The 20589-nt window shown below is 61.9% G+C and carries 23 protein-coding genes; 12 read left to right on the plus strand and 11 right to left on the minus strand.

Translation table 11 applies throughout. The features are described from left to right. Nucleotides 1-36: 36 nt before the first annotated feature. The 10 genes from AC2S2E_RS07190 (at nucleotide 37) to AC2S2E_RS07235 (ending at nucleotide 9121) form a co-directional block, all read left to right on the plus strand. The gene (locus AC2S2E_RS07190; protein ID WP_486524287.1) at nucleotides 37-693 is read left to right on the plus strand and encodes an MlaC/ttg2D family ABC transporter substrate-binding protein; all 657 of its coding nucleotides are present in this window, start codon (nucleotides 37-39) and stop codon (nucleotides 691-693) included. A gap of 27 nt (nucleotides 694-720) precedes the next feature. Next, on the plus strand, nucleotides 721-1254 hold the full coding sequence (gene mlaD / locus AC2S2E_RS07195) for an outer membrane lipid asymmetry maintenance protein MlaD (RefSeq protein ID WP_486524288.1): 534 nt from the start codon (nucleotides 721-723) through the stop codon (nucleotides 1252-1254). A gap of 4 nt (nucleotides 1255-1258) precedes the next feature. After that, nucleotides 1259-2047 (plus strand): MlaE family ABC transporter permease, encoded by a 789-nt coding sequence (locus AC2S2E_RS07200; RefSeq protein ID WP_486524289.1) that lies wholly within the window; start codon nucleotides 1259-1261, stop codon nucleotides 2045-2047. Then, a complete protein-coding gene (locus tag AC2S2E_RS07205) occupies nucleotides 2044-2793 on the plus strand; it encodes an ABC transporter ATP-binding protein (RefSeq protein WP_476101438.1) in 750 nt (249 codons plus the stop codon). Before AC2S2E_RS07200 ends, AC2S2E_RS07205 begins: the two co-directional genes overlap by 4 nt. Nucleotides 2794-2873: 80 nt before the next feature. Then, nucleotides 2874-4145 carry an FAD-dependent oxidoreductase gene (locus AC2S2E_RS07210; protein WP_486524290.1) on the plus strand — a complete coding sequence of 424 codons (1272 nt, stop codon included), beginning with the start codon at nucleotides 2874-2876 and terminating at the stop codon, nucleotides 4143-4145. Beyond that, a complete protein-coding gene (locus AC2S2E_RS07215; protein ID WP_486524291.1) occupies nucleotides 4145-4570 on the plus strand; it encodes a c-type cytochrome in 426 nt (141 codons plus the stop codon). Before AC2S2E_RS07210 ends, AC2S2E_RS07215 begins: the two co-directional genes overlap by 1 nt. Before the next feature lie 41 nt (nucleotides 4571-4611). Further along, nucleotides 4612-5052, plus strand: coding sequence for a MarR family winged helix-turn-helix transcriptional regulator (locus AC2S2E_RS07220; RefSeq protein WP_476101443.1), 441 nt, complete (start codon nucleotides 4612-4614; stop codon nucleotides 5050-5052). Further along, the gene (locus AC2S2E_RS07225; protein ID WP_486524292.1) at nucleotides 5049-6308 is read left to right on the plus strand and encodes an MFS transporter; all 1260 of its coding nucleotides are present in this window, start codon (nucleotides 5049-5051) and stop codon (nucleotides 6306-6308) included. The genes AC2S2E_RS07220 and AC2S2E_RS07225 overlap by 4 nt, the downstream gene beginning before the upstream one ends. Before the next feature lie 196 nt (nucleotides 6309-6504). Next, the gene (locus tag AC2S2E_RS07230; protein WP_486524294.1) at nucleotides 6505-8202 is read left to right on the plus strand and encodes an ATP-binding response regulator; all 1698 of its coding nucleotides are present in this window, start codon (nucleotides 6505-6507) and stop codon (nucleotides 8200-8202) included. A gap of 4 nt (nucleotides 8203-8206) precedes the next feature. Beyond that, a complete protein-coding gene (locus AC2S2E_RS07235) occupies nucleotides 8207-9121 on the plus strand; it encodes a response regulator (RefSeq protein ID WP_476101449.1) in 915 nt (304 codons plus the stop codon). Between the two features lie 209 nt (nucleotides 9122-9330). Here AC2S2E_RS07235 and AC2S2E_RS07240 read toward each other — a convergent pair whose 3' ends face one another. After that, complete coding sequence (locus tag AC2S2E_RS07240) at nucleotides 9331-9870, minus strand: RidA family protein (protein WP_476101451.1); 540 nt, start codon at nucleotides 9868-9870, stop codon at nucleotides 9331-9333. 305 nt (nucleotides 9871-10175) lie between these two features. Here AC2S2E_RS07240 and AC2S2E_RS07245 point away from each other — a divergent pair, with 305 nt between their 5' ends. After that, the gene (locus tag AC2S2E_RS07245; RefSeq protein WP_486524296.1) at nucleotides 10176-12842 is read left to right on the plus strand and encodes a TonB-dependent receptor plug domain-containing protein; all 2667 of its coding nucleotides are present in this window, start codon (nucleotides 10176-10178) and stop codon (nucleotides 12840-12842) included. 327 nt (nucleotides 12843-13169) lie between these two features. On the opposite strand, the gene AC2S2E_RS07250 is transcribed toward AC2S2E_RS07245, so the two are convergent. Together AC2S2E_RS07250 and AC2S2E_RS07255 are read right to left on the minus strand one after the other, a co-directional pair. Next, entirely contained in the window at nucleotides 13170-13316 is a 147-nt protein-coding gene (locus tag AC2S2E_RS07250; RefSeq protein WP_486524297.1) for a hypothetical protein, read from the minus strand. A 9-nt stretch (nucleotides 13317-13325) separates the two neighbouring features. After that, nucleotides 13326-13763 carry a hypothetical protein gene (locus AC2S2E_RS07255; RefSeq protein ID WP_486524298.1) on the minus strand — a complete coding sequence of 146 codons (438 nt, stop codon included), beginning with the start codon at nucleotides 13761-13763 and terminating at the stop codon, nucleotides 13326-13328. Between the two features lie 171 nt (nucleotides 13764-13934). On the opposite strand from AC2S2E_RS07255, the gene AC2S2E_RS07260 reads away from it, so the two are divergent. Continuing rightward, nucleotides 13935-14477, plus strand: coding sequence for a hypothetical protein (locus AC2S2E_RS07260; protein ID WP_476101456.1), 543 nt, complete (start codon nucleotides 13935-13937; stop codon nucleotides 14475-14477). 24 nt (nucleotides 14478-14501) lie between these two features. Here AC2S2E_RS07260 and AC2S2E_RS07265 read toward each other — a convergent pair whose 3' ends face one another. The 8 genes from AC2S2E_RS07265 to AC2S2E_RS07300 are packed head-to-tail and all read right to left on the minus strand — an operon-like array spanning nucleotide 14502 to nucleotide 20548. Next, complete coding sequence (locus AC2S2E_RS07265; RefSeq protein WP_486524299.1) at nucleotides 14502-14792, minus strand: hypothetical protein; 291 nt, start codon at nucleotides 14790-14792, stop codon at nucleotides 14502-14504. After that, nucleotides 14789-15229: a chemotaxis protein CheW gene (locus AC2S2E_RS07270; protein ID WP_486524301.1), complete on the minus strand. Its 441-nt coding sequence runs from the start codon at nucleotides 15227-15229 to the stop codon at nucleotides 14789-14791. The genes AC2S2E_RS07265 and AC2S2E_RS07270 overlap by 4 nt, the downstream gene beginning before the upstream one ends. 23 nt (nucleotides 15230-15252) lie before the next feature. Beyond that, complete coding sequence (locus AC2S2E_RS07275; protein WP_168604272.1) at nucleotides 15253-15624, minus strand: response regulator; 372 nt, start codon at nucleotides 15622-15624, stop codon at nucleotides 15253-15255. Between the two features lie 17 nt (nucleotides 15625-15641). After that, complete coding sequence (locus AC2S2E_RS07280; protein ID WP_476101462.1) at nucleotides 15642-16187, minus strand: chemotaxis protein CheD; 546 nt, start codon at nucleotides 16185-16187, stop codon at nucleotides 15642-15644. Nucleotides 16188-16204: 17 nt separating this feature from the next. After that, the gene (locus tag AC2S2E_RS07285) at nucleotides 16205-17230 is read right to left on the minus strand and encodes a protein-glutamate methylesterase/protein-glutamine glutaminase (protein WP_486524302.1); all 1026 of its coding nucleotides are present in this window, start codon (nucleotides 17228-17230) and stop codon (nucleotides 16205-16207) included. After that, nucleotides 17227-18108 (minus strand): CheR family methyltransferase, encoded by an 882-nt coding sequence (locus AC2S2E_RS07290; RefSeq protein ID WP_486524303.1) that lies wholly within the window; start codon nucleotides 18106-18108, stop codon nucleotides 17227-17229. The genes AC2S2E_RS07285 and AC2S2E_RS07290 overlap by 4 nt, the downstream gene beginning before the upstream one ends. Further along, on the minus strand, nucleotides 18105-20288 hold the full coding sequence (locus AC2S2E_RS07295) for a chemotaxis protein CheA (RefSeq protein ID WP_476101468.1): 2184 nt from the start codon (nucleotides 20286-20288) through the stop codon (nucleotides 18105-18107). Before AC2S2E_RS07295 ends, AC2S2E_RS07290 begins: the two co-directional genes overlap by 4 nt. Next, nucleotides 20285-20548: an STAS domain-containing protein gene (locus AC2S2E_RS07300; protein ID WP_486524304.1), complete on the minus strand. Its 264-nt coding sequence runs from the start codon at nucleotides 20546-20548 to the stop codon at nucleotides 20285-20287. Before AC2S2E_RS07300 ends, AC2S2E_RS07295 begins: the two co-directional genes overlap by 4 nt. Between the last annotated feature and the right edge of the window lie 41 nt (nucleotides 20549-20589).

A 20589-nucleotide genomic window follows, 5' to 3' on the forward strand; every position in this document is an offset into this window, starting at 1 on the left:
TTTTCTTCCCCGACTTAATTGGTCATGGAGCTGTCGATGTTTCGCGCTGATCTCAAACTGTCTGTTGCGCTGGGCCTGGCCGGTGTGGCTGTGGCCGCGCTGCCGGTTGCCGCGCCTGTGGCATTGGCCCAATCCGCCCGCGACGCCAATGCCGAAGCCTTTGTACAACAAGGCGCGCGTGAAGTGCTGGCCGTGCTGAACGACCGCACCAAGAGCGATGCTGGCAAGAAAGAGGCGTTTCGCACCCTTATCAACCGTCTGGTCGATGTGCCCAAGGTGACGCGCTTTGTGCTGGGCAAATATGCCCGCATCGCGACGCCTGATCAGTATAACCGCTTTGCCAATGCTTTCCGCACCTATGCCGAAGGCGTTTATATGAGCCGGATCAATGATTATCACGGTGAAAAGGTCGTGGTGCTCGGCTCGCTGGTGCGGAAACCCGGCGACGTTCTGGTGACGACGCAACTGGCCGGTGGCCGGTCGAGCGCGCCCACCAATCTGGTCTGGCGCGTTCTGAATGACGGCAGCGGCTGGAAGGTTGTCGACGTTCAGGTATCGGGCGTATGGCTGGCCATTACCCAGCAGCAGGATTTCGTTTCGACCATCGACAACAATGGCGGCAAGGTCGACGTGCTGATTGCCCAGTTGATCAAGGATGGCGGCACGGGCAAGATCCTGCGCAGCGGCAAGTAAGTACAAGAAAAAGGGTAGGAATAACGCATGAGGGCAAGTTGGGCCGAAACGATCATGGGTTTTGCGGTGCTGGCCTTTGCCGCGCTGATGCTGACCTATGCCCTTGGCGTTTCCGGGCTGCGGCACAGCAGCGGCGCCTATGAAGTGAGCGCGCGCTTTGGCGAGGCCGGCGGCATTCAACCGGGCGCCAAGGTGACCGTTTCCGGGGTCAAGGTGGGTTCGGTGACGGATGTGACCATTGATCCCAAAACCTATCTGGCGGTGATGCACCTGTCGCTGTCCAAGGATGTGAAGCTGCCTTCGGATTCGACGGCCAAGATCACCAGCGACGGCCTGCTGGGGGGCGCGCATATCGCGCTGACGCCGGGCGGGGCCGAGGATGACCTGAAACCCGGCGGTGAAATCAACAACACTCAGGGCGCAGTCGATCTGTTCGGCCTGATCGGGCAATTCATCCGTCCGCAAAGCGGTTCGGCGGCGTCATCTTCGGACAGCGCGGCCAAACCCGCCGCTCCCGCTCCTGCTGCGCCCAAGGGCACCGCCGACCTGCCTGAGATGTAAGGCCATGGGGCTGTTTTCCAAAAACCCGGTGGCGGCCCTTGGGCGCGCCACGCTGGATGGGGTTGCTGCGGTTGGCCGTGTGGGGCTGTTTGCCGCGCGCGGGATCGCGGCGGCCCTTACCCCGCCGTGGTATCCGCGCCAGATCATCGCCCAATTCGCCAGCGTGGGTTTCCTCTCGCTGCCGGTGGTGGGGCTGACGGCGTGGTTCACCGGGGCGGCGCTGGCGCTCAACATCTATTCGGGCGGGGATCGGTTCAACGCCGAAACCGTGATGCCCCAGATCGTGGCGTTGGGTATCACGCGAGAGCTGGGACCGGTGCTGGCGGCGCTGATGCTGGCGGGGCGTGTGGCGTCGGCCATGGCCTCGGAAATCGGCGCGATGCGCGCGACCGAACAGGTCGATGCGATGGTGACGCTTTCCACCGATCCGCGCCGCTATCTGATCGCGCCGCGCCTGATTGCCGCGACGCTCAGCCTGCCTTTGTTGACGCTGATCACCGATATCATCGGGGTTGCGGGCGGGATGCAGGTGTCGAATTACCTGCTCGACCTGTCGCCCAGCATCTATATCGCCAATACGATGGACTTCCTGACGGCGTGGGACGTGGAATCGGGGTTGATCAAATCGGCGGTGTTCGGTTTCATCATCGGCCTGATGGGTTGCTATCATGGCGACCATGCCAAGGGCGGCGCGCGCGGCGTGGGTCGGGCCACCACATCGGCCATGGTTTCGGCGGCTGTGCTGATCCTGGCTTCGGACTATCTGCTGACTTCGGTGTTTGCCCTGAAATGACGACAACATCCAAAATCGCATGGACGGGCATCACCAAGCGTTTCGGCGCGCAGGTGGTGCTGGACGGGCTGGATCTGGCGGTGGCGCGGGGGCGCTCGCTGGCGCTGCTGGGCCGGTCGGGTCAGGGCAAGTCGGTGACGCTCAAACTCGCGCTGGGGCTGATGAAGCCGGATGCTGGGCAGGTTTTGCTGGATGGCGTGGACGTGACGCGTCAAAGCGAGGCCGAGCGCCGCGCCAGCTTTCGCGGCATCGGCATGCTGTTTCAGGGCGGGGCGCTGTTCGACAGTTTGCCGGTCTGGGAAAATGTCGCGTTCCGCCTGATCAACGCCGATGGCGTGGGGAGGCGTGAGGCACGTGACCGCGCGGTCGAGGCGCTTGCTTTGGTGAAACTGGCGCCGGAAGTGGCCGACCGCTATCCATCCGAATTGTCGGGCGGGATGCAAAAGCGCGCCGGCCTTGCCCGCGCCATTGTCGGCACGCCCAGCCTGCTGTTCTTTGACGAACCCACCACGGGCCTTGATCCGATCACGGCGGGGGCGATCAACGAACTGATCCGTGACCGGGTGACGTCGCTGGGCTGTACGGCGGTGTCGATCACGCATGACATGGCCTCGGCCCGCACGATTGCGGACGAATTGGCGATGCTGGACAATGGGCGGATCGTGTGGCGCGGGCGCGCCGATGAACTGGACCATGCCGATCATCCGCTGGTCCGCGCCTTTGTCACTGGACAAAGCATGGAATAAGGCGCGAATTTCTATACGCAATTCGCGCCATTCCCTTTACCATCCCCCCCTTGCAACTTTGCGCCGCAACGGGGAGACAGATGATGAGCAGCCAGAACTGGTATCCGCAACCAGGCTTCAAACGGCGGGACATGCTGCGCGGGGCGGCGGCTCTGGGCACGTTGGGCGGGCTTTCGGCCTGTAGCGAGGCTGGCGTAGGCACCAAAGTGGCCAGCGCGGCCACGCCGACATCGCATCGGCCCCATCTGACCCCGATGCGCGTGACGCCCGATCAATTGATCGACATGAAATGCTGTATCCGCCCGGTGCGTGCGGCGGGGCCTAACCTTGGCACACAGATGATCGGCGATACGCTGGTCGTGCATAATTACGGCCATGGCGGCTCGGGCTGGTCATTGTCCTGGGGCAGCGCCGAGGTGGCGGTGGGCAAGGCTTTGTCGGTCCTGCCCTCCGAAATCGCGGTGGTGGGCTGCGGCATCATCGGGCTGACCACGGCGGTGGTGGCGCAGCGCGCTGGGCTGAAGGTTACGATCTATACCCGTGACGTGATCCAGCGGACGCGTTCGTTCCGCGCGCATGGTTCGTTCACGCCGGATTCGCGGGTGGCCTTGTCCGCGCCTGCCGGGGCGGGCTTTGGCGATCTGTGGGAACAGATGACGCGCCTGTCGTGGAAGGGGTTCCGCTCGATGCTGGGCCTGCCGGGTGATCCGGTGGTGTTTCAGGATGCCTTTGCTCTGTCCGATGCGCCGCCGGTGAAGAAACACCATGACGCCGACCCCGCCATCAAGGGTGCGTGGGAATCGGGCGGATTGCCTTTACAGGAATCGGAATGGGCGCATTACATGGACCGGATCAAGGATCTGGTGCCCGACCCGGTGATGTTGCCGACCGAGGAAAATCCGTTCCCGGTGGCTTATACGCGCCGCTCGTCGGAGATGCATTTCAACTTTCCCTCTTATGCCCACCACCTGCTGACCGAATTTTATCAGCGGGGCGGGTTGATGGTCATGCGCGACTTCAACGATCCCGGCCAATATGGGCAGTTGAAGGAAAAGGTGGTTATCAACGCCACCGGCTATGCCGCGCGCGATTTGTGGCGCGACACGACGGTGTTCCCGGTGCGCGGCCAGACCGGATGGCTGGTGCCGCAGCATGACGCGCCCTATTCGTTGCGCTATAAAAACGCCTCGCTGATGTCGAAGTCCGACGGGATTGTGGTGATGAACAACCCGATTGATCTGGGCGAAATGTTTGGTGTGGGCGACAGTATGGAATGGCCCGACCCCGCGCCCATTCTGGAGGTGATGAAGATCGTCGAACCGATCATGGCCGGCATGAAGGGGATCGTGTGATGAAGCGGATCAGCATGATGCTCGCCGGGGCGATGGCTCTTTGCGGCGCGGCGGTTCCCGTAAGCGCAGGCACCGCCAGCGGCGTCTATACCGAGGCACAGGCGGCGCAGGGCGCAACGATCTTTGCCGAACGCTGTGCCATGTGTCACGGCAAACAGGCCGAGGGGACGTGGGAAGTGCCCGCGCTGAAGGGCAAGTTCATGGGCAATTGGGGCAAGGAATCGGTGGCGGCGCTCTCCGACTATCTGGCCCGCGCCATGCCGCAATTCGCGCCCGGTACGCTGGAGCCTGCGGATAATGTGAAACTGGTGGCGTTTCTGCTCAAAACCAACGGCCATCCGGCGGGCGCGAAACCTTTGTCGGAGGATCATGCGGCGCTGGCGGCGATACGGATTGATCCCATACCGGCCAATGCCGTCAAATAAGGCCGATTGACAGGTGCGGCGGGGCGGGTGATATGATGTATATGCATCATCAATCCCCCGCCACCACTTCCTGCGCCTGCACCAGCCTGCGCAAGGCAACCCGCACCCTCGACAGGCTCTATGACGCGCGGCTTGCGCCCCATGGGTTGACCACCACGCAATTCGCGTTGCTCCGCAATATCGAGCGGGCGGGGGCCATTGTGCTGAACCAACTGGCCGCGCTGCTGGTGATGGATCGTACCTCGCTCTATCGCACCATCCGCGGGATTGAGGAGGCGGGATGGGTGACCATTAACGCGGGGCCGGGCAAGGCGCGACTGGCGCAGATCACGCCATCGGGGCAGGCGCTGCTGCGCGCCGTCGAGCCCGATTGGCAGGCGTTGCAGACCGAAATCCACGACCGTCTGGGCGATGACGGCTGGGCGCGGCTGATGGAAATCAGCGGCGCGGTCATATCTTTGGGGCAGGAGGCACGGGCATGAGCGCGCGCCGTTTCCATCCCGCCATTCTGGTGGCGGCGATCACGTTTATGGCCCTGCTGGTGTCCGCCGGTGTCCGTTCCGCGCCCAGTGTGATGATCGTTCCCCTGCAACTGCATTTCGGGTGGGACCGGGCCGGCATTTCGGCCACCGCGGCATTGGGCATTTTTCTCTATGGTCTGGTCGGCCCGTTTGCCGCCGCGTTGATGATGAGCGTGGGCGTGCGCCGGGTGATGATGTTTGGCCTCACCCTGATGGGCGCCTCGGCGCTGGTCAGCCAGTATATGACGCAAAGCTGGCAATTTACCGCGACATGGGGCGTGGTGTCGGGCCTTGGCACCGGCATGGTGGCCAGCGTATTGGGCGCAACGATCACCAACCGCTGGTTCGCGCGTAATCAGGGGTTGGTGATGGGCATTTTTGCCGCCAGCACGGCAACCGGATCGCTGATCTTCCTGCCTTTCCTTGCCTGGCTGACGCAGGGCGGGGCGTGGGTGGGCGTTGTGCGCACGGTGGGGATTGCCTGTCTGGCACTGGTGCCTTTGGTGGCCTTGCTCGTGCCCGAAAGCCCGGCCAGCGCGGGCGTGGGCCGATTGGGTGAAGAACCGGGCGTAACCCCGGCGCGCAAGCAAAGTGGAAGCCCGTTATTTGCGTTACATATCCTGTGGAAGGTGCGCGGCAATGGCACATTCTGGTTGTTGTTCGGCACGTTCTTTGTTTGCGGTTTGACCACCAACGGTTTGGTGGGGACGCATCTCATCGCTTTTTGCGGGGACCATGGGATTGCGCCTGTGGCGGCGGCGGGGCTGTTGTCCTTGATGGGCCTGTTCGATCTGGTGGGCACGACGGCATCGGGGTGGCTGACCGACCGGCATAATCCGCGTTATCTGCTGGCGGTCTATTATGGTTTGCGCGGGCTTTCGCTGATCGCGCTGCCGTTCCTTGATTTCGGGCCGGTGGCGCTGGGCGCCTTTGCCATCTTCTATGGACTGGACTGGATCGCCACGGTGCCGCCCACGCTGGCCATTGCCAATCGCAGCTTTGGCGAGGGTGAGGCGCCGGTTGTGTTCGGATGGGTGGCGGTGGGCCATCAAATCGGCGCGGCGGCGGCGGCCTATGGCGGCGGTCTGGTGCGTCAGGAATGGGGCAGCTACTCGCCTGCCTTCATTCTGGCGGGTGCGTTCGGACTTGTGGCGACCTTGGCTTTGTTGGTGGTGCGCGACGGTAACAGGGCGCACGGGGCGGTTTTGCCGGTATAGCGATTAGTCGATGAGCGCTTGCCAGCTTGTTTCTAAAATGCAACAGACCATAACAAAGAAAGATAATGTCCAAGGCAGGGTTGTGAATGGGTCGAAATGAATACGGTCAGGCCATTATGGCCTTGTCGCCCTTGGGCGGCACCCTGAAAACAGGGACCGGTTCTTGCGCCCTGCGGACGGGGGGCTTTGTCCGATAATGCCCCAATATCCCAAAGATGCCAGCAAGTTGATCAGCCAGCAGGAAGCGCTGAAACATATTGAGCCCGCCGACATTGGTGCGCGTCGCCTGTTCGGTGCGGGTCTGATGGGAAGTTTGGTGGTCGAGGCGGTGCTGGGCCTTGACCTGTTGCGTAACCCACTGGATCTGGCGCATGTTGTTGGTCTGGTCGGGATGCCGGGGCTGGCCGGGCTGGGGCTGTACACGTTCCGGCGGTGGCAGGAAGCCTTGACCCGTTGGCGGGATGCGGCATCCACAATCGATGAAAACGCCAAGGCGCGTCAGGCCGCCGAAACGGCCAATGAGGCCAAGAGCCGCTATCTGGCCAATGTCAGCCACGAGATCCGTTCGCCGCTCAACGCGATCTATGGCTATGCCCAGTTGGTGGAGCGCAATGATGGCGCGGGCGCGCAGGAAGCCGCCACCGTCATCCGCCGCTGTTCCGAACATATCACCAGCCTTGTTGAGGCGCTGCTCGACATTTCGCAGGTCGAGGTGGGCGTGATCCGGGTCAAGCCTGAGCCGGTCCGGTTGGATCAGTTTATGGAACAGGTGATCCGCATGGTGCGCCCTGCGGCCAGTTCCAAGGGGCTGGAGTTCCATTACGAAACATCGGGCCGTCTGCCCGCCGTCGTGCGCATGGACCAGAGCCGGTTGAAGCAGGTCTTGCTCAACCTCCTGCTCAACGCGGTCAAATATACCGACCATGGTTCGGTGACGCTGTCGCTGCGCTATTCGGGGCAGGTGGCGACATTTGACGTGCGTGACACCGGCCCCGGCATCCGCGATGAGGACCAGCGCGCGATCTTTGAACCTTTTGACCGGGGCGGCAATGATGCGCTGCATTCGCGTCCCGGCGTGGGGTTGGGGCTGGCGATTGCGCGGGCAATCATGGGCATTTTGGGCGGGCAACTGGAATTGGCCAGTACATCGGATCAGGGCACCTGTTTCCGCCTGACCATCATGTTGGGCGAGGTCGCGCAGACCAGTGCCAAGCCCGCCAAGCCGCGTGAAGTCACCGGCTATCTGGGGCGTCGCCGCCACATCCTGATTTGCGATGATGATCAGGAACAGCGCAAATTCCTGAGCCAGTTGCTGACCTCGCTTGGCTTTGTGGTACAGACCGTGCCCAATGGCGAGGCTGCGGTGGCTTTGGTTGAAGGCGAGGATTCGCCTGAGTTCGATCTGGCCATTCTCGACATTTCACTGCCCGGTATCAACGGCTGGACCGTGGCGCAACATGTGCGCAACCGCTTTGGCGAGGACATCCGCATCATGATGTTGTCGGCCAATGCGGGTGAATTCCACAGGCCCGAAACGCGTGATCCCGTGCATGATCAGTTCCTGGTCAAACCCGTCGCGTTCAATCAGTTGATTGAGACGATCGGCGGCTTGCTCGATCTGGCCTGGGGCGTCGAATCCGAAGCGGTTCGGCCCGCTCTGCCGCTGTTTTCGGCAAGCGCAGAAAATCATGTGAAAGATTCCGGCGCGGTCGGGGATGATGACCGCACGGCAAGGCTTCGCGAATTGCTGAGAATAGGTTATGTACGCGGGCTTGAGCAGGAGATCCGCCAATTGGCGGCCCAGCCCGAGACTGCCGAATTGGCCGGAAAACTGTTTACATGCCTGGATCGCTTTGATCTTAGCGGCATGACGCGCATACTTGAGGAGTGCTAACTGCATGTCGCTGCCTGTTCATACGCAGACCGTGCTGGTCGTCGATGACGAACCAGATTCCCTGCGCATGCTCACCGCCGCGCTGGAAGGCGCCGAGTTGAGCGTTTTGGTCGCGACTTCGGGGCAGGCGGCTCTGGATCTGCTGGGCCATATCCTACCTGACCTGATCCTGATGGATGCGGTGATGCCGGGCATCGATGGTTTTGAAACCACCGCGCGGATCAAGGCGCGTCCCGAACTGGCCAATGTGCCGGTGATCTTCATGACGGGCCTGACCGAGAGCGAGCATGTCGTCGAGGCGTTCGAGGTGGGCGGCACGGATTATGTGCGCAAGCCGGTCAATCTGATGGAACTGATCGCGCGTGTGCGGGTGCATATGGCGCAAAGCCGCGCCATGCATGCCAGCGTTGCCAGTCTGGACGCCACGGGTCGTTTGATGATGGCCACCGATGCGCAGGGGCGGATGCTGTGGTGTACACCGCGTGCGGAACAGGCGATGGCGCGCCTTGTGCCCGATTGGAACCGTGAAACGGGGCTGCCGCCTTCGGTATCGCTGCTGGTCGAACGTCTGTTGCAGCGCGGGGGCAAGCCGGGGTCGTCGGTCAAGGGTGAGTTTGGGGAAAGCTCGCTCGAATTGCTGGTGATCGCGCATTATCGCGAAAATGAGGTGCTGATCCGCCTCAACGAAATCAGCCATGAACAGAATGTCGCCAAATTGCGTGACAGTCTGGACCTGACCCAGCGTGAGGCCGAAGTGCTGTTGTGGGTAGGTTACGGCAAGGCCAGCAATGACATTTCCGACGTGCTGGATATTTCGCCGCGCACGGTTCAAAAGCATCTGGAGCGGATTTACGTCAAGCTGGGCGTGGAAAAGCGTTCGGCCGCCGCCGCCATCGCGATCCGTATCATCGAGCAGTAAGGAAACCGGCACCGGCCCTCTCCCCCGGCCCTGTTACCCTATCAGGGTAGGCTATTGGGTGGCAGGGCCGGGGGAGAGGGCCGGTGCCGCGCCGTGACGCGGATGTGTCACGACAACATCAAAAACTGCCGCCGCGCCACCTGAATGGCGAAGAATGACGCGGCGACAGGCGCCGATCCGGCCATCGCGCCCGGACCGGCGCTATCCGCTTACTTCTTGGCCTTGGCGGCCGGAGCAGGCTTCTTGGCGGCAATCGCCTCGATTTCGATCAGGAACTGCGGAGCCACCAGATTGGCGACCTGAAATGCCGAGCGAGCCACCGTGTCGGGGTTTTCCGCGCTGCCAAAGAATTCCTTGAAACCGGCATTGGCGCCGGCAAAGTCGATCTTGCCCAGCTTGGGGTCGGCGGCGATGAACAGGGTCATCTTGACGACGTCCTTGATCGAATAGCCCTGCGATTCAAGCTGCTTCTTGATCTTGTTCAGGACGCTGATGGTCTGGGTCTTGGTATCGCCGAAATCTTCGATCGTGGTGGCCTTGGCCGGATCGATGGGCGAGGCGAGCTGGCCCGAGAGGAAGTAGATTTCATTGCCGGGCGCCACGCGCACGCCGTCCAGAATGAAGGCGTTCGGGTTGGTCTTGATGCGAGTCACCTGAGCCTGAGCCGGAACAGCGGCCAACATGGTCGACAGCAGAGCGGCACAGCCAACGGTTTTCAGCACTTTACGCAGCATATTGGGCTTCCTCATCTTACCTGAATCCGTGCCAATACGGGCATCGGGGTGTGGCCATATTGTCGCTATTTGGCACGTTGAACAGTCTAGTTTCGCCTACTGACACCCCGGTACGCAAATCGGCGTATGGGCATTTGGGGCGGAAAATTGTGCATTTGCGAAGGGCGCTGGTGTAGCGGGAAACTGCATCGGCCTCCGTTCGTCACGAAGTTTTTTGAGTTTAAGCTGTGCGTCAAGCCGAGGGCGGGGTTCACGACCTGCGTTTTCGGTGGTGGCTTTGTGTTGCCTTGCAACATGCGCGGCTGTTCAGGGGGACAATAATGCAAGCCATCAAGAAGGTTGCGCTCGGCGCACTCCTTTCCAGCACCGTTCTGGGCGCGACAACCGCCTTTGCCGCCGAACCGGCCGCCGCCGCGCCCGAAGATGGCAGCGCCATCATCGTTACCGGCACGCGCACCACGGGCCTCAAGGCCGGTGACAGCCCCGCGCCGGTGCAGGTGCTCAGCTCGGACCTGATGGCACGCGCTGGCCGTTCGGACATCAACACTGCGCTCTCGCTCTCGGTGCCCAGCATCCAGATCCAGACCTTCGGCAATGACATGACCGCGTTCCACCCTTCGGTGAAGCTGCGCGGTTTGAACCCGAACCACACGCTGGTCATGATCAACGGCAAGCGTCGCCATGGCACCGCCAACGTCGTGGTGACCAATGCGATGTGGACCGGCGCCGCCGCCCCCGACATGGGCCTGATCCCGATGGAAGCGGTTGAGCATGTCGAAGTGCTGCAGGATGGCGCGGCCGCGCAATACGGCACCGACGCTGTGGCGGGTGTTGTCAACCTGATCCTGAAGAAGAAGGACAAGGGCGGTTATCTCAGCGGCTCGGTCGGTCAGTATTACGCAGGCGACGGCTTCAACTACGAATTGGCCGGCAACATCGGTATGGCGCCGATGGAGGACATGTACCTCAACGTCACCGTCCAACATAAGGTCAAGGACTACAGCTTCCGCGGCGATCTGGATCCGCGCGTAGTGTCCTCGACCTCGCAGGGCGCTGCTCTGCTGGCCCGTTATCCGGGGCTGGCCAATGCGGCCAACTATCCTTATGTGAACCGCATCTTTGGTGACGGTCGCATGGCGCTCACCAATCTGTTCTACAACTGGGGCTATACCGGCATCACCAATGTCGAGCTTTACTCCTTCGGTTCCTATTCGACCCGCACGGGCAGCACCTATCAGAACTATCGTCTGCCCAGCGTGGTTTATGGCAAGAGCGCTGTGGGCGCGACGTCGGGCACCACGGCGGCCACGGGCGACATCGCTTTCCCGCTTGGCTTCTCGCCGCTTGAAGCGCTGAAGGAAACCGATTTTGCCTGGACCGGCGGCGCCAAGGGTACGTTTGGCAAAACCACGGTCGATTTCTCGGCCACCTACGGCAAGGATGTGAACAAGATCTACGTGGTGAACTCGGCCAATGCCGCGCTTTACTACGATTCTTCGACCACGACACGCGCCGGTTACACGCCGCGCGATGTGTATAATGGCTCGTTCACCGCTTCACAGTTCACCTTGAACCTTGATGCGACGCATGAACTGGAATTGGGTTTGACCGAGCCGGTCCATCTGGCCGGTGGTCTGGAATGGCGCCGTGACACCTATGCGCTGGGTGCGGGTGAGCAAGCCTCCTACTATGTTGGCACCGGTACGCTGGCGGGTGGCATTCAGTCGTTCTTTGGCTATTCACCGGCTAATGCCAGCAACAACCACCGCACCAACTTCTCGCAATATTTCGACGTTTCGTTGAAGCCGACCGAAAAGTGGCTGGTCGATGGCGCGGTTCGCCATGAACACTATTCCGACTTTGGCGACACCACCGTCTTCAAGCTGACCAGCCGTTATGACTTCAGCCCGGCAGTAGCGCTGCGTGGGACGGTATCGACCGGCTTCCGTGCGCCGACGCTTGCCGAAGGGTTCTATTCGGGCATCAACGTTGGTCCGGCGTCCTTGTCGGGCATTTTTGCTCCCAATTCCGCGGGCGCATCGGCGTTGGGTATTTCCGGTCTCAAGCCTGAAAAATCTACCAATCTGAGCATGGGCATCGTGCTCAACCCCTTGCCCAAACTTACCATCACAATCGATGCGTACAGCATTTATCTGCGCGATCGTATCGTGCAATCTTCGGGCTTCCTTGGCTATTCGAACAACTGTAGATACCTGCCCGGCGGTTTCTCGTCCTCGACCAACCTGAGCGCCGCGCTGGCCAGCTACCGGGCCTCCAATCCCACTTCGGCCTGCCCCAACAGCGTGATCGTTTCGCCCTCGGTGCTGACCGCGCTGTATAACAATGGCGTGCCGATCACTTCGATTATCGACACCATTAACGGCGGCCAGTCGGGCTCGCTGACGATCAACTCCTTCGTCAACGGCCTGCGCACGCTGACGCGCGGTGTCGATTTCCTGGCTACTTATAATACCCGCGCTCTGGGCGGCCGTGTCGATCTGTCGCTGTCGGCTAATTACAACGAAACGACGGTCAAGGGCACCAACCCGCCGCCCTCGAATATCAACCCGGATCAGGGCATTTTCGACAAATATTCTAAGTCCGCTCTGACCGACACCACGCCCAAGTGGCGCGCGACCTTCAACACCTATTGGGAAAGCGGCAAGGTCAGCATCAATCTGCGCGAATCGGCCTATGGCCCGGCCAAGTTGCTTGCCCAGACTGCCCAGACTGCCCAGGACTACTATCAGCATGTTGGCACCAAGTTCGTCACCGATCTTGAAGCCACCTATGCCTTTACCCGCGACATCCGCTTCTCGATTGGCGCCAACAACCTCTTTGGAATCTATCCTGATAAGATCCCTGCTGCGGCACGCCAGCAGCAACTTAATGTCGCCTCGACCGCATTTGTCAGCCAGTATCCTTCGTTCTCTTCTTTGAACATCAACGGCGGTTACTATTACGCCCGGCTTGGTGTGAAGTTCTGATCGTTTCCGGGGCCGTCCAAGGACGGTCCCGGCCATACAGGAAAGGCCGTCACAGACATTCTGTGGCGGCCTTTCCTGTACAGGATCGAAAGAAATCAAGCCGGCAGCGATGGGGTCGATGCGTCGCTGCCGGCTTGTTCACCCGCGCCAAAGCGCAAGTGAAGGGGGTGCAGCCCGCAATGGGGCCGCGATCGGAAAGTTGTGGGTCCCACCGGCGGAGACGGCCAACTTTCCTTTTTCGCATGTCCGGCATGCTGGACATGCCTGTCTCAGAAGGCGCAGACCTCTTGGTATCAAGGGCGTGCGTCTCTGCTGTTCCCACCGTCTTCAACCATTGAAATGGCTGGGGGCAAAGCCATCAATGGTTGGCTGGATGCGACCCGAAATACGGTGGGCATTGGCGTAATGCTGCAATAGAATTGGTTTGGATCCATCCCCGTCGCTGTGATGAAAATCTGGCTCTTGGCGCGGCATGCTGTCCGCCTACAGTCCTGTCATATGGCCCAGGCTCTGGCCCATATCATGACCGGGCGGACCAAACTCCATGGCGGCTGGGTTGGCGCCTGCCGCGATGCCGCGGCGCGCATCCATGACGCGTTCAGGGCATCTTGCTGTGCCCGGAGCGTACGAGGCCCCGGCCGCCGACAATGCGGCGAGCATGAAACACATGGCATCTTCTCCTGCGAACAGTTTTCTGTTCATTCGACCGCCATGGGGCCAAAGTATCCATCCAAAAAGGGTTGGGATGACCTTGATCCTATGGTGTTGCTCTTTTTTGAGCTTGTGGTCATAACTAATACAAATCTCATCCCCGGACAACAGGAATCCCATGCTGCGCCGCAGAGCTGCGGCAAATTCTTGTGCTGCATTTGCGAGATCTTGCTGGAATCGTGATTCGAACGCGGGTGAGCGCCAAAGCATCGTCGGACCCAAAAGTGTAAATCCAGGGCGGCAAAAACGTCCCTTTTTGTGACTGCCGCGCCCGGTGATATACGGATAACCACCTGTAAAGTCTCAAAGCGGCACAGGTGGGGGGCGTTTACTACATCCGTTATCGTTGATTCCCACCGCGACCGGGCGAAAGAGTTGTGCATGACACAACGAACCAACACTCCCGTAAAGGCCCTGACGATGACCATCGGTGAATGGCGCCTCCGTCTTGCCGAATTGTGCCGTGACTGTGTTCTGGCCGACTCAGAGGATGAGGCCGACTATCTGCGTCTGGCCTATGTCCTGATGTCGCGTGCGCCCGAGGGGGAGTGCGCGGAAGGGGCCGATCTGTTGGGTCTCTTGTCGCATTTGCCGCCGATGGCACGGGTCGAAGGTTTGATTGAGCAAGGCGCGTTGGAAAGCGTGGCGTTGGCGCTTTTGCCCGAACATGCCAGCTATCTGATGTCGCGTTCGGTCGAAGGGGCCTGGCTGGCCTCGGTCTATCTGCCGGGGTTGGACGAGGAATTGACCTCGGAAGGGGACAGTCTGGCGATGGCCCTGACTTCGGCACTTCTGGCCGCGCTGGCGCAGGTTTCGCTGGGGCTTAATTCCAACGATCCGGTGCGGGACGAAACATGGGCGCCCGCGACGGAAGTGGCCAGCGATCCCGTTTGGCAGCGCCCCGCCGGGACGCTGCTCAACTGAGGGGCGACACAGGCACGTTGTCGATCAATGGGCGCGCGGCGCGGCAAAGCGGGCTTTGAGCGCCTCGACCCCGATCGTGTCCACCGCCGACATGGGGCAGTCGGCATGCAGCAATGTCGCCAGCCAGCGCTGCTTTTGCGCGATCAGGTCGATCGACTGCAACGTGCCAACGTGATGCGCGATGATGGCCGGGTCCAGACACAGTGTCGTGCCCAATTCCTCGATTTCGGAAGCCAGCTCGGTCAACACATCGGCCACCGTGGTCAGGTGGGCGGCGATCCGGGCGGGATCGGGGGTGGTGGATTCCTCGTTCATGCTGCCTCGCCAAATTCCGCGCCATCGGCCAGAGTGGCCAGATTGAGCACCATGACCATGCGGTCCTCGATAGCGGCCAACCCTTCAAGGAAGGAGATGATGCTGTCATTGGCGGTGGTCGGCGGGGGTTGCAGCGTGTCATTGTTGATGGTCACGATGTCGCTGACCGAATCCACGATCAGACCGCACACCTGCGCGCCCAGCTGCGTCACGATGATGGCATGGCGCGGGGTCGGCTCGGTCGCTTCCCAACCCAGCCGCGCCGCCAGATCGATCACGGGCAACACGCTGCCGCGCAGATTGACCACGCCGGCCACATAATGCGGCACGCGGGGCAGACGGGTCGCCGGGCTCCACGCGCGGATTTCCCGGATCGCCATGATGTCGATGCCGAAAACCTGCCCGCCGACTTCGAAAGTGATGAGTTCACGGTGCATGGGGCTTGTCCTTTGCCTGAATATCAGTGGGAAACGCGGCGCACGGCGGCAACCAGCTTTTCCGGGTCGAACGGCTTGACGATCCAGCCGGTGGCGCCGGCGGCGCGGGCGCGGGCCTTCTTTTCCTCGCTCGATTCCGTGGTCAGAACCAGGATCGGGCGGTCGCGGTGGCGGTTGCCCTGACGCAATTTCTCGATCAGGCCAAAACCATCAAGGCGCGGCATGTTGATGTCGGTGATGACCACATCCACCTCGTTCAGCGCCAGCCATTCGAGAGCGACTTCGCCATCTTCGGCCTGGGCCACATCGAACCCCTGGCTGGTCAACGCATGGTTCAGCAGGGCGCGCATGCTGGCGCTGTCATCAACGGTCAAAATGCGGGTAGTCTTATCCATGGGCAGGCTCGCTTTCCTTAAAACAGTTCGACATCGCCGCGCGAAACGGCAGGACGCACAATGGGTTTGGGCTCTGGGGCCAGTGTGTTTTCAACCGTCCGGCAACGCACCTGGCCACGCGCCGGCCGGAAATCGACGCGTCTGGCGTTCATGCCGCCCAGATCCTCGCGCACCACGGTGATCCGTTCGCTGGCAAGGAAGGTGCGGGCAAATTCGGCATTCTTGGTGCCAATCTTGGCAAAGCCGCTGTTGAGATTGGCCCCGCCGTAAAGGTGGGCGCGCATCCGCGATTTGGCCGCGCCATGGGCCAACATCTCGTTGATCAGCAATTCCATCAGATAGACGCCGTAATGTTCGTCAAAATCGCCGCTGTGGCTGCTGGCCGGGGGTTCGGCCAACAGGAAGTGGTTCATGCCGCCCACCTCGATTTCCGGGTCGAACAGGCATGTGGCGACGCAGCTGCCCAGCACGGTGGAAAATTCCACGCGCGGGCCGGCCGAAACACGCGCCTGACCTTGCAGGATGTTGATGCGGGTAACAGGTGGGGAGGCTTCAAAAGGCATATTCAATTTCCCCCCAATCACGAAAACGCATGTTGGGCGATGCGGCCCAGCGGCGCGACGACCTGGGCCGCGCCCAAAGATATGGCGACGCGGGGCATGCCAAAGACGGTGCAACTGGCCTCGTCCTGCGCAATGGTCAGCGCGCCCGCCTGGCTCATCGCCAACAGGCCCTTGGCCCCGTCGGCCCCCATGCCGGTCAGCAGAATGCCGATGGCGTCGGCCCCGACACGCTGTGCCACCGAGGCAAAGAGCGCATCCACGCTGGGGCGGTGGCCCGAAATCAGCTCGCCCACGCGCAGCTTGGCATGAAGGTTGTTCGCGCCCGCCACCATCAAATGCCGATCATCGCCTGGCGCCAGATAGATATTGCCCCGCTTTAACGGCATATCCGGCTCGGCCAGTTGGACGGTTGCCGGTGATGCCTGATTGAGCGTGCGCGCAATGGCGGGGGCAAAACGCGAGTCCACATGCTGAACGATCAGCGTGGGCGGGCAATCTTCTGGAAAATTGCGCAGCAGCACCTGAAGCGCTTCGACCCCGCCGGTGGAGGATCCGATGGCGATGACGCGGGTGTTGGTGCGGCCTTGGCCGGCGCTGATGGCGCGGACGGGGTCGGCCATGTGGTGCACTTCGGGCGCGCGGCGGCGCACGGTCACTTGCGAGGCCTGACGCACCATCCCGGCCAGTTTGCCGCCATCCTGCATGGCGGCGCCCGCATAGTCGGTCTTGCAATAGCAATCGACCGCGCCAAGGGCGAGCGCGCGCGCGGTCGCATCGCTGCCCGCCGCGGTCAGGCCCGACACGATGATCACCGGCATCGGGCGCAGGGTCATGATCTTGTCCAGAAAATCCAGACCGTTCATGCCCGGCATTTCGATGTCGAGCGTGACGACATCGGGTTCCAGTTCCTTGATCAGAGCGCGCCCTTCGGCGGCATTGTTGGCAAGGCCAACCACCTGAATATCCGGCGTGCCCGACAGGCGCGCGGCCAGAACGGCGCGCATGGTGGCGGAATCATCAATGATCAAGACGCGGATCGTCACCGACCTCTCCTGTGATAAATCGTGGGGCCAACCGGTTCGAGCAGGGCTTCGGCAGGCCCGGAAACGCGTTCGGAATGGCCGATATAAAGGAAACCGCCGGGGCAGAGCGCTTCGGCAAAACGGGCGACCAGCCGATCCTTGGTGGGCTGGTCGAAATAGATCATCACGTTGCGGCAAAAGATGACCTGAAACGGGCGGCGCATCGGCCAATCGCCTTGCAGGTTCAGCCGCTTGAACTGCACAAGGCTGCGCGCTTCCGGCCCGATCACCATGTCCTTGCCCTGTGTGCTGGTCCAATTCTGGCGCAGATCGGCGGGCAGCGCGTCGCCATCGGTGGCGCTGTAACGCCCCTCGCTGGCCTTTTTCAGCGCATGGTCGGCAATGTCGCTGGCCAAGATGCGGATGTCGCGCCGGGCCAGTTGCACGCCTTCATGCCGGTCATGGCCCAGCAGCGTCATGGTCAGCGAAAAGACCTCCTCGCCGCTTGAACAACCCGCCGACCACATGCGCACGCTGTCGCCATGTTGCAGATCGGCCAGCAATTGCGGGCGGGCCACGCGGGCGAAATGTTCGAAATGATGCGCCTCGCGATAAAAGAACGTGTGGTTGGTGGTCAGCGCATTGATCGTCTTGCGCAATTCCCCCGCATCCACTTCGACATGGCGGATATAGGCGGCAAAAGTGCCCAATCCGCTGGCCCGCACCAGCGGGGCAAGGCGCGAATAGACCAGCATCGCCTTGCCCGCAGGCAGCATGATCCCCGCCTCGCGGTACACGATGGCCGCCACCGCCCGAAAGTCACGGTCGTCATAGACGCCCGGACTGATGCCGGGCATGGCATCGGCAAACGTGCCGGCAAGGTCGGGTGCAGAACTCATGCCGCTTCCAGTCCGAACCCGGCCGAGACAGCGCCTTGAACCAGCGTGTCGATGTTCAGGATCAGCGCGACCCGCCCATCGCCAAGGATGGTGGCCCCCGCCACGCCGTCAACATTGCGATAATGCGTGTCCAGGCTCTTGATGACGAATTGGCGCTGGTCCCAAATGTTGTCGACCAGCAGCGCGGCCTGTCCCGCGCTTTCGGTGTCCACCACGATCAACACGCCTTGCGATGGGTTGGTGACGGCATCATAGGCCCCCACCGCCTCGGCCACCGACACCACCGGGATGAAGCGCCCGCGAACGTTGAGCATCTGGCGCGTGGAGCCAAGCCCCTGAACATCCTTGGGTTCGGGGCGCAGACTTTCGACCACATGGGTCAGCGGAACAACCAGAGTCTGGTCGCCGACCTTGACGATCATGCCGTCCGAAATGGCCAAAGTCAGAGGCAGGGTAAGGATGAAGGTCGTGCCCTTGCCTTCCTCGGATTCGATAGAGATACGGCCGCCCAGATCCTTTACGTTCTGGCGCACTACGTCCATGCCGACGCCGCGCCCGGACACATTGGTGATTGTCGCGGCGGTCGAAAAACCGGGGGCAAAGATCAGCGCCTCGATTTCTTCCTTCGACATTTGCGCGTCGGCGCTGACGATGCCTTTTTCCACCGCCTTGGCAAAGACGCGGGCGCGGTTGATGCCTGCGCCATCGTCGGCGATCTTGATCAGGATGCGGCCCGAACGCTGTTCCGCCGACAGGGTCAATGTGCCCTCGGCGCTCTTGCCCTTGGCCAGACGGTCTTCGGGGCTTTCGATGCCATGGTCCACCGCATTGCGGATCAGGTGGGTCAGCGGTTCGCCCAGACGCTCGATCACCGTCTTGTCCAGCTCGGTCGTTTCACCGATGACCTGAAGGTTCACATGCTTGCCCGTGCTGGCCGACAATTCGCGCAGGATGCGGGGGACGCGGCTGAACACGCTGCCGATGGGTTGGGCGCGGATCGACATCGCGCTTTCCTGAATGTCGCGCGTCAGGCTTTCCAGCAGGGTCAGTTCCTCGACCGACTGGACATTTTCGTTCTGCAACCGCTGGGCGAGCATGGCCTGCGCGATCACCAATTCGCCCACCGTGTCGATCAACTTGTCCAGCTTGATCAAATCAATGCGGATCGATTGACCCGGGGCAGGAGCCGCAGGCGGCGCGCTGTTGGCGGCGGCGGCGGGGGCTTCCTGCGGCGGGGCGGCGGGGGCCGGTGTCGGAGCGGCGGTTGGCGGCGGAGGGGGCGCAGCCGGGCTGGCCGCGACCGGCGGCGGGGCGGGTACGGGCGTGGGCGCGCTTTGCACCGGGGCGGGCGGGGTGCTGGCTTGCTCGATCTGCACCGGGGGGATCGAAGTATTGGCGCCAATAGCAATCGGGCAATCGTCGCCAACGAAATCAAAGATGTCCTTGACGCTGGCCTCGGACACATTTTGCGGGACGATATAGGTCCATCCGAGATAGCCCTGATGCGGGTCGAAATCGTCCAGGCTGGGGATCGAGGTCGTGTCGCATTCGCTCACCACCGCGCCAAGCGCGGCCAGTTCGCGCAGCAAGAGCAAAGGTTCGCCGCCATTGCGCATCGCGCCTGCATGCGGGCGCAGGTGGATTTGCCAACCGGCGGGCACGCTTTCTTCGGCCGAAGGTCCACCGGCCAGATCGTTGAGCAGATCGTCCAGATCGCCGTCGCTGGTCATATCCTCTTCGTCAAAGGTGACGGAGCGTTCGGCGGGGGCTTGGGGTTCCGGCTCCGGCGCGGCGGCATGTTGGGCATTGGCCATCGCGCCTTCCAGCTCGCGCAGCAGCGCGGCATCTTCGGGCGGGCTGCCGCCATCGCGCGCGGCGGTCACATGGTCGGACAAAACGTCCAGCGCACGCAGCAACAGGTCGATCAAAGCCGGCGTATGCGGCACCAGATTTTCGCGCACATCCGACAACAGCGTTTCAAACACATGGGTAAAGGCCTGAAGCGCCTCAAAGCCAAAGGCCCCCGCACCGCCCTTGATCGAATGGACCGCGCGGAAAATGGCGTTGACGGTGTCGCTGTCCTGCGTCCCGGCCTTGCATGCGGCCAGTCCCTGTTCGGCGGCGACCAAGGATTCCTCGCATTCGAGGAAGAAAATTCCCTGAATTTCTTCGGGCGTCATGCCATGTTCCCTTCAAACAGAGCATTTTCCAGACCCGTCAGGCGGGCCGCTTCGCGCAGGGCATCCGAGGGGATGATTGCGGCGCCTTCGCCCGTGCGGCGCGCGCTGAGCAGCAATTGGAGCATGGCCTGACCGATCTGCTGGGTCTCGCTGGCATCCACCGAGAGCGTGCCGGAACCAAGCGCGGCCTGAAATTCGGGCAACAGCGCCTCGGCGGCGGCCCGGTCGCATCGGGCGGGCAGGACAATCTTGCGCATCATGCAAATCCCTGTTCTGAATTTTCGGACTGGATCGTTGCGGG

Source organism: Novosphingobium sp. 550D (genome assembly GCF_057401885.1).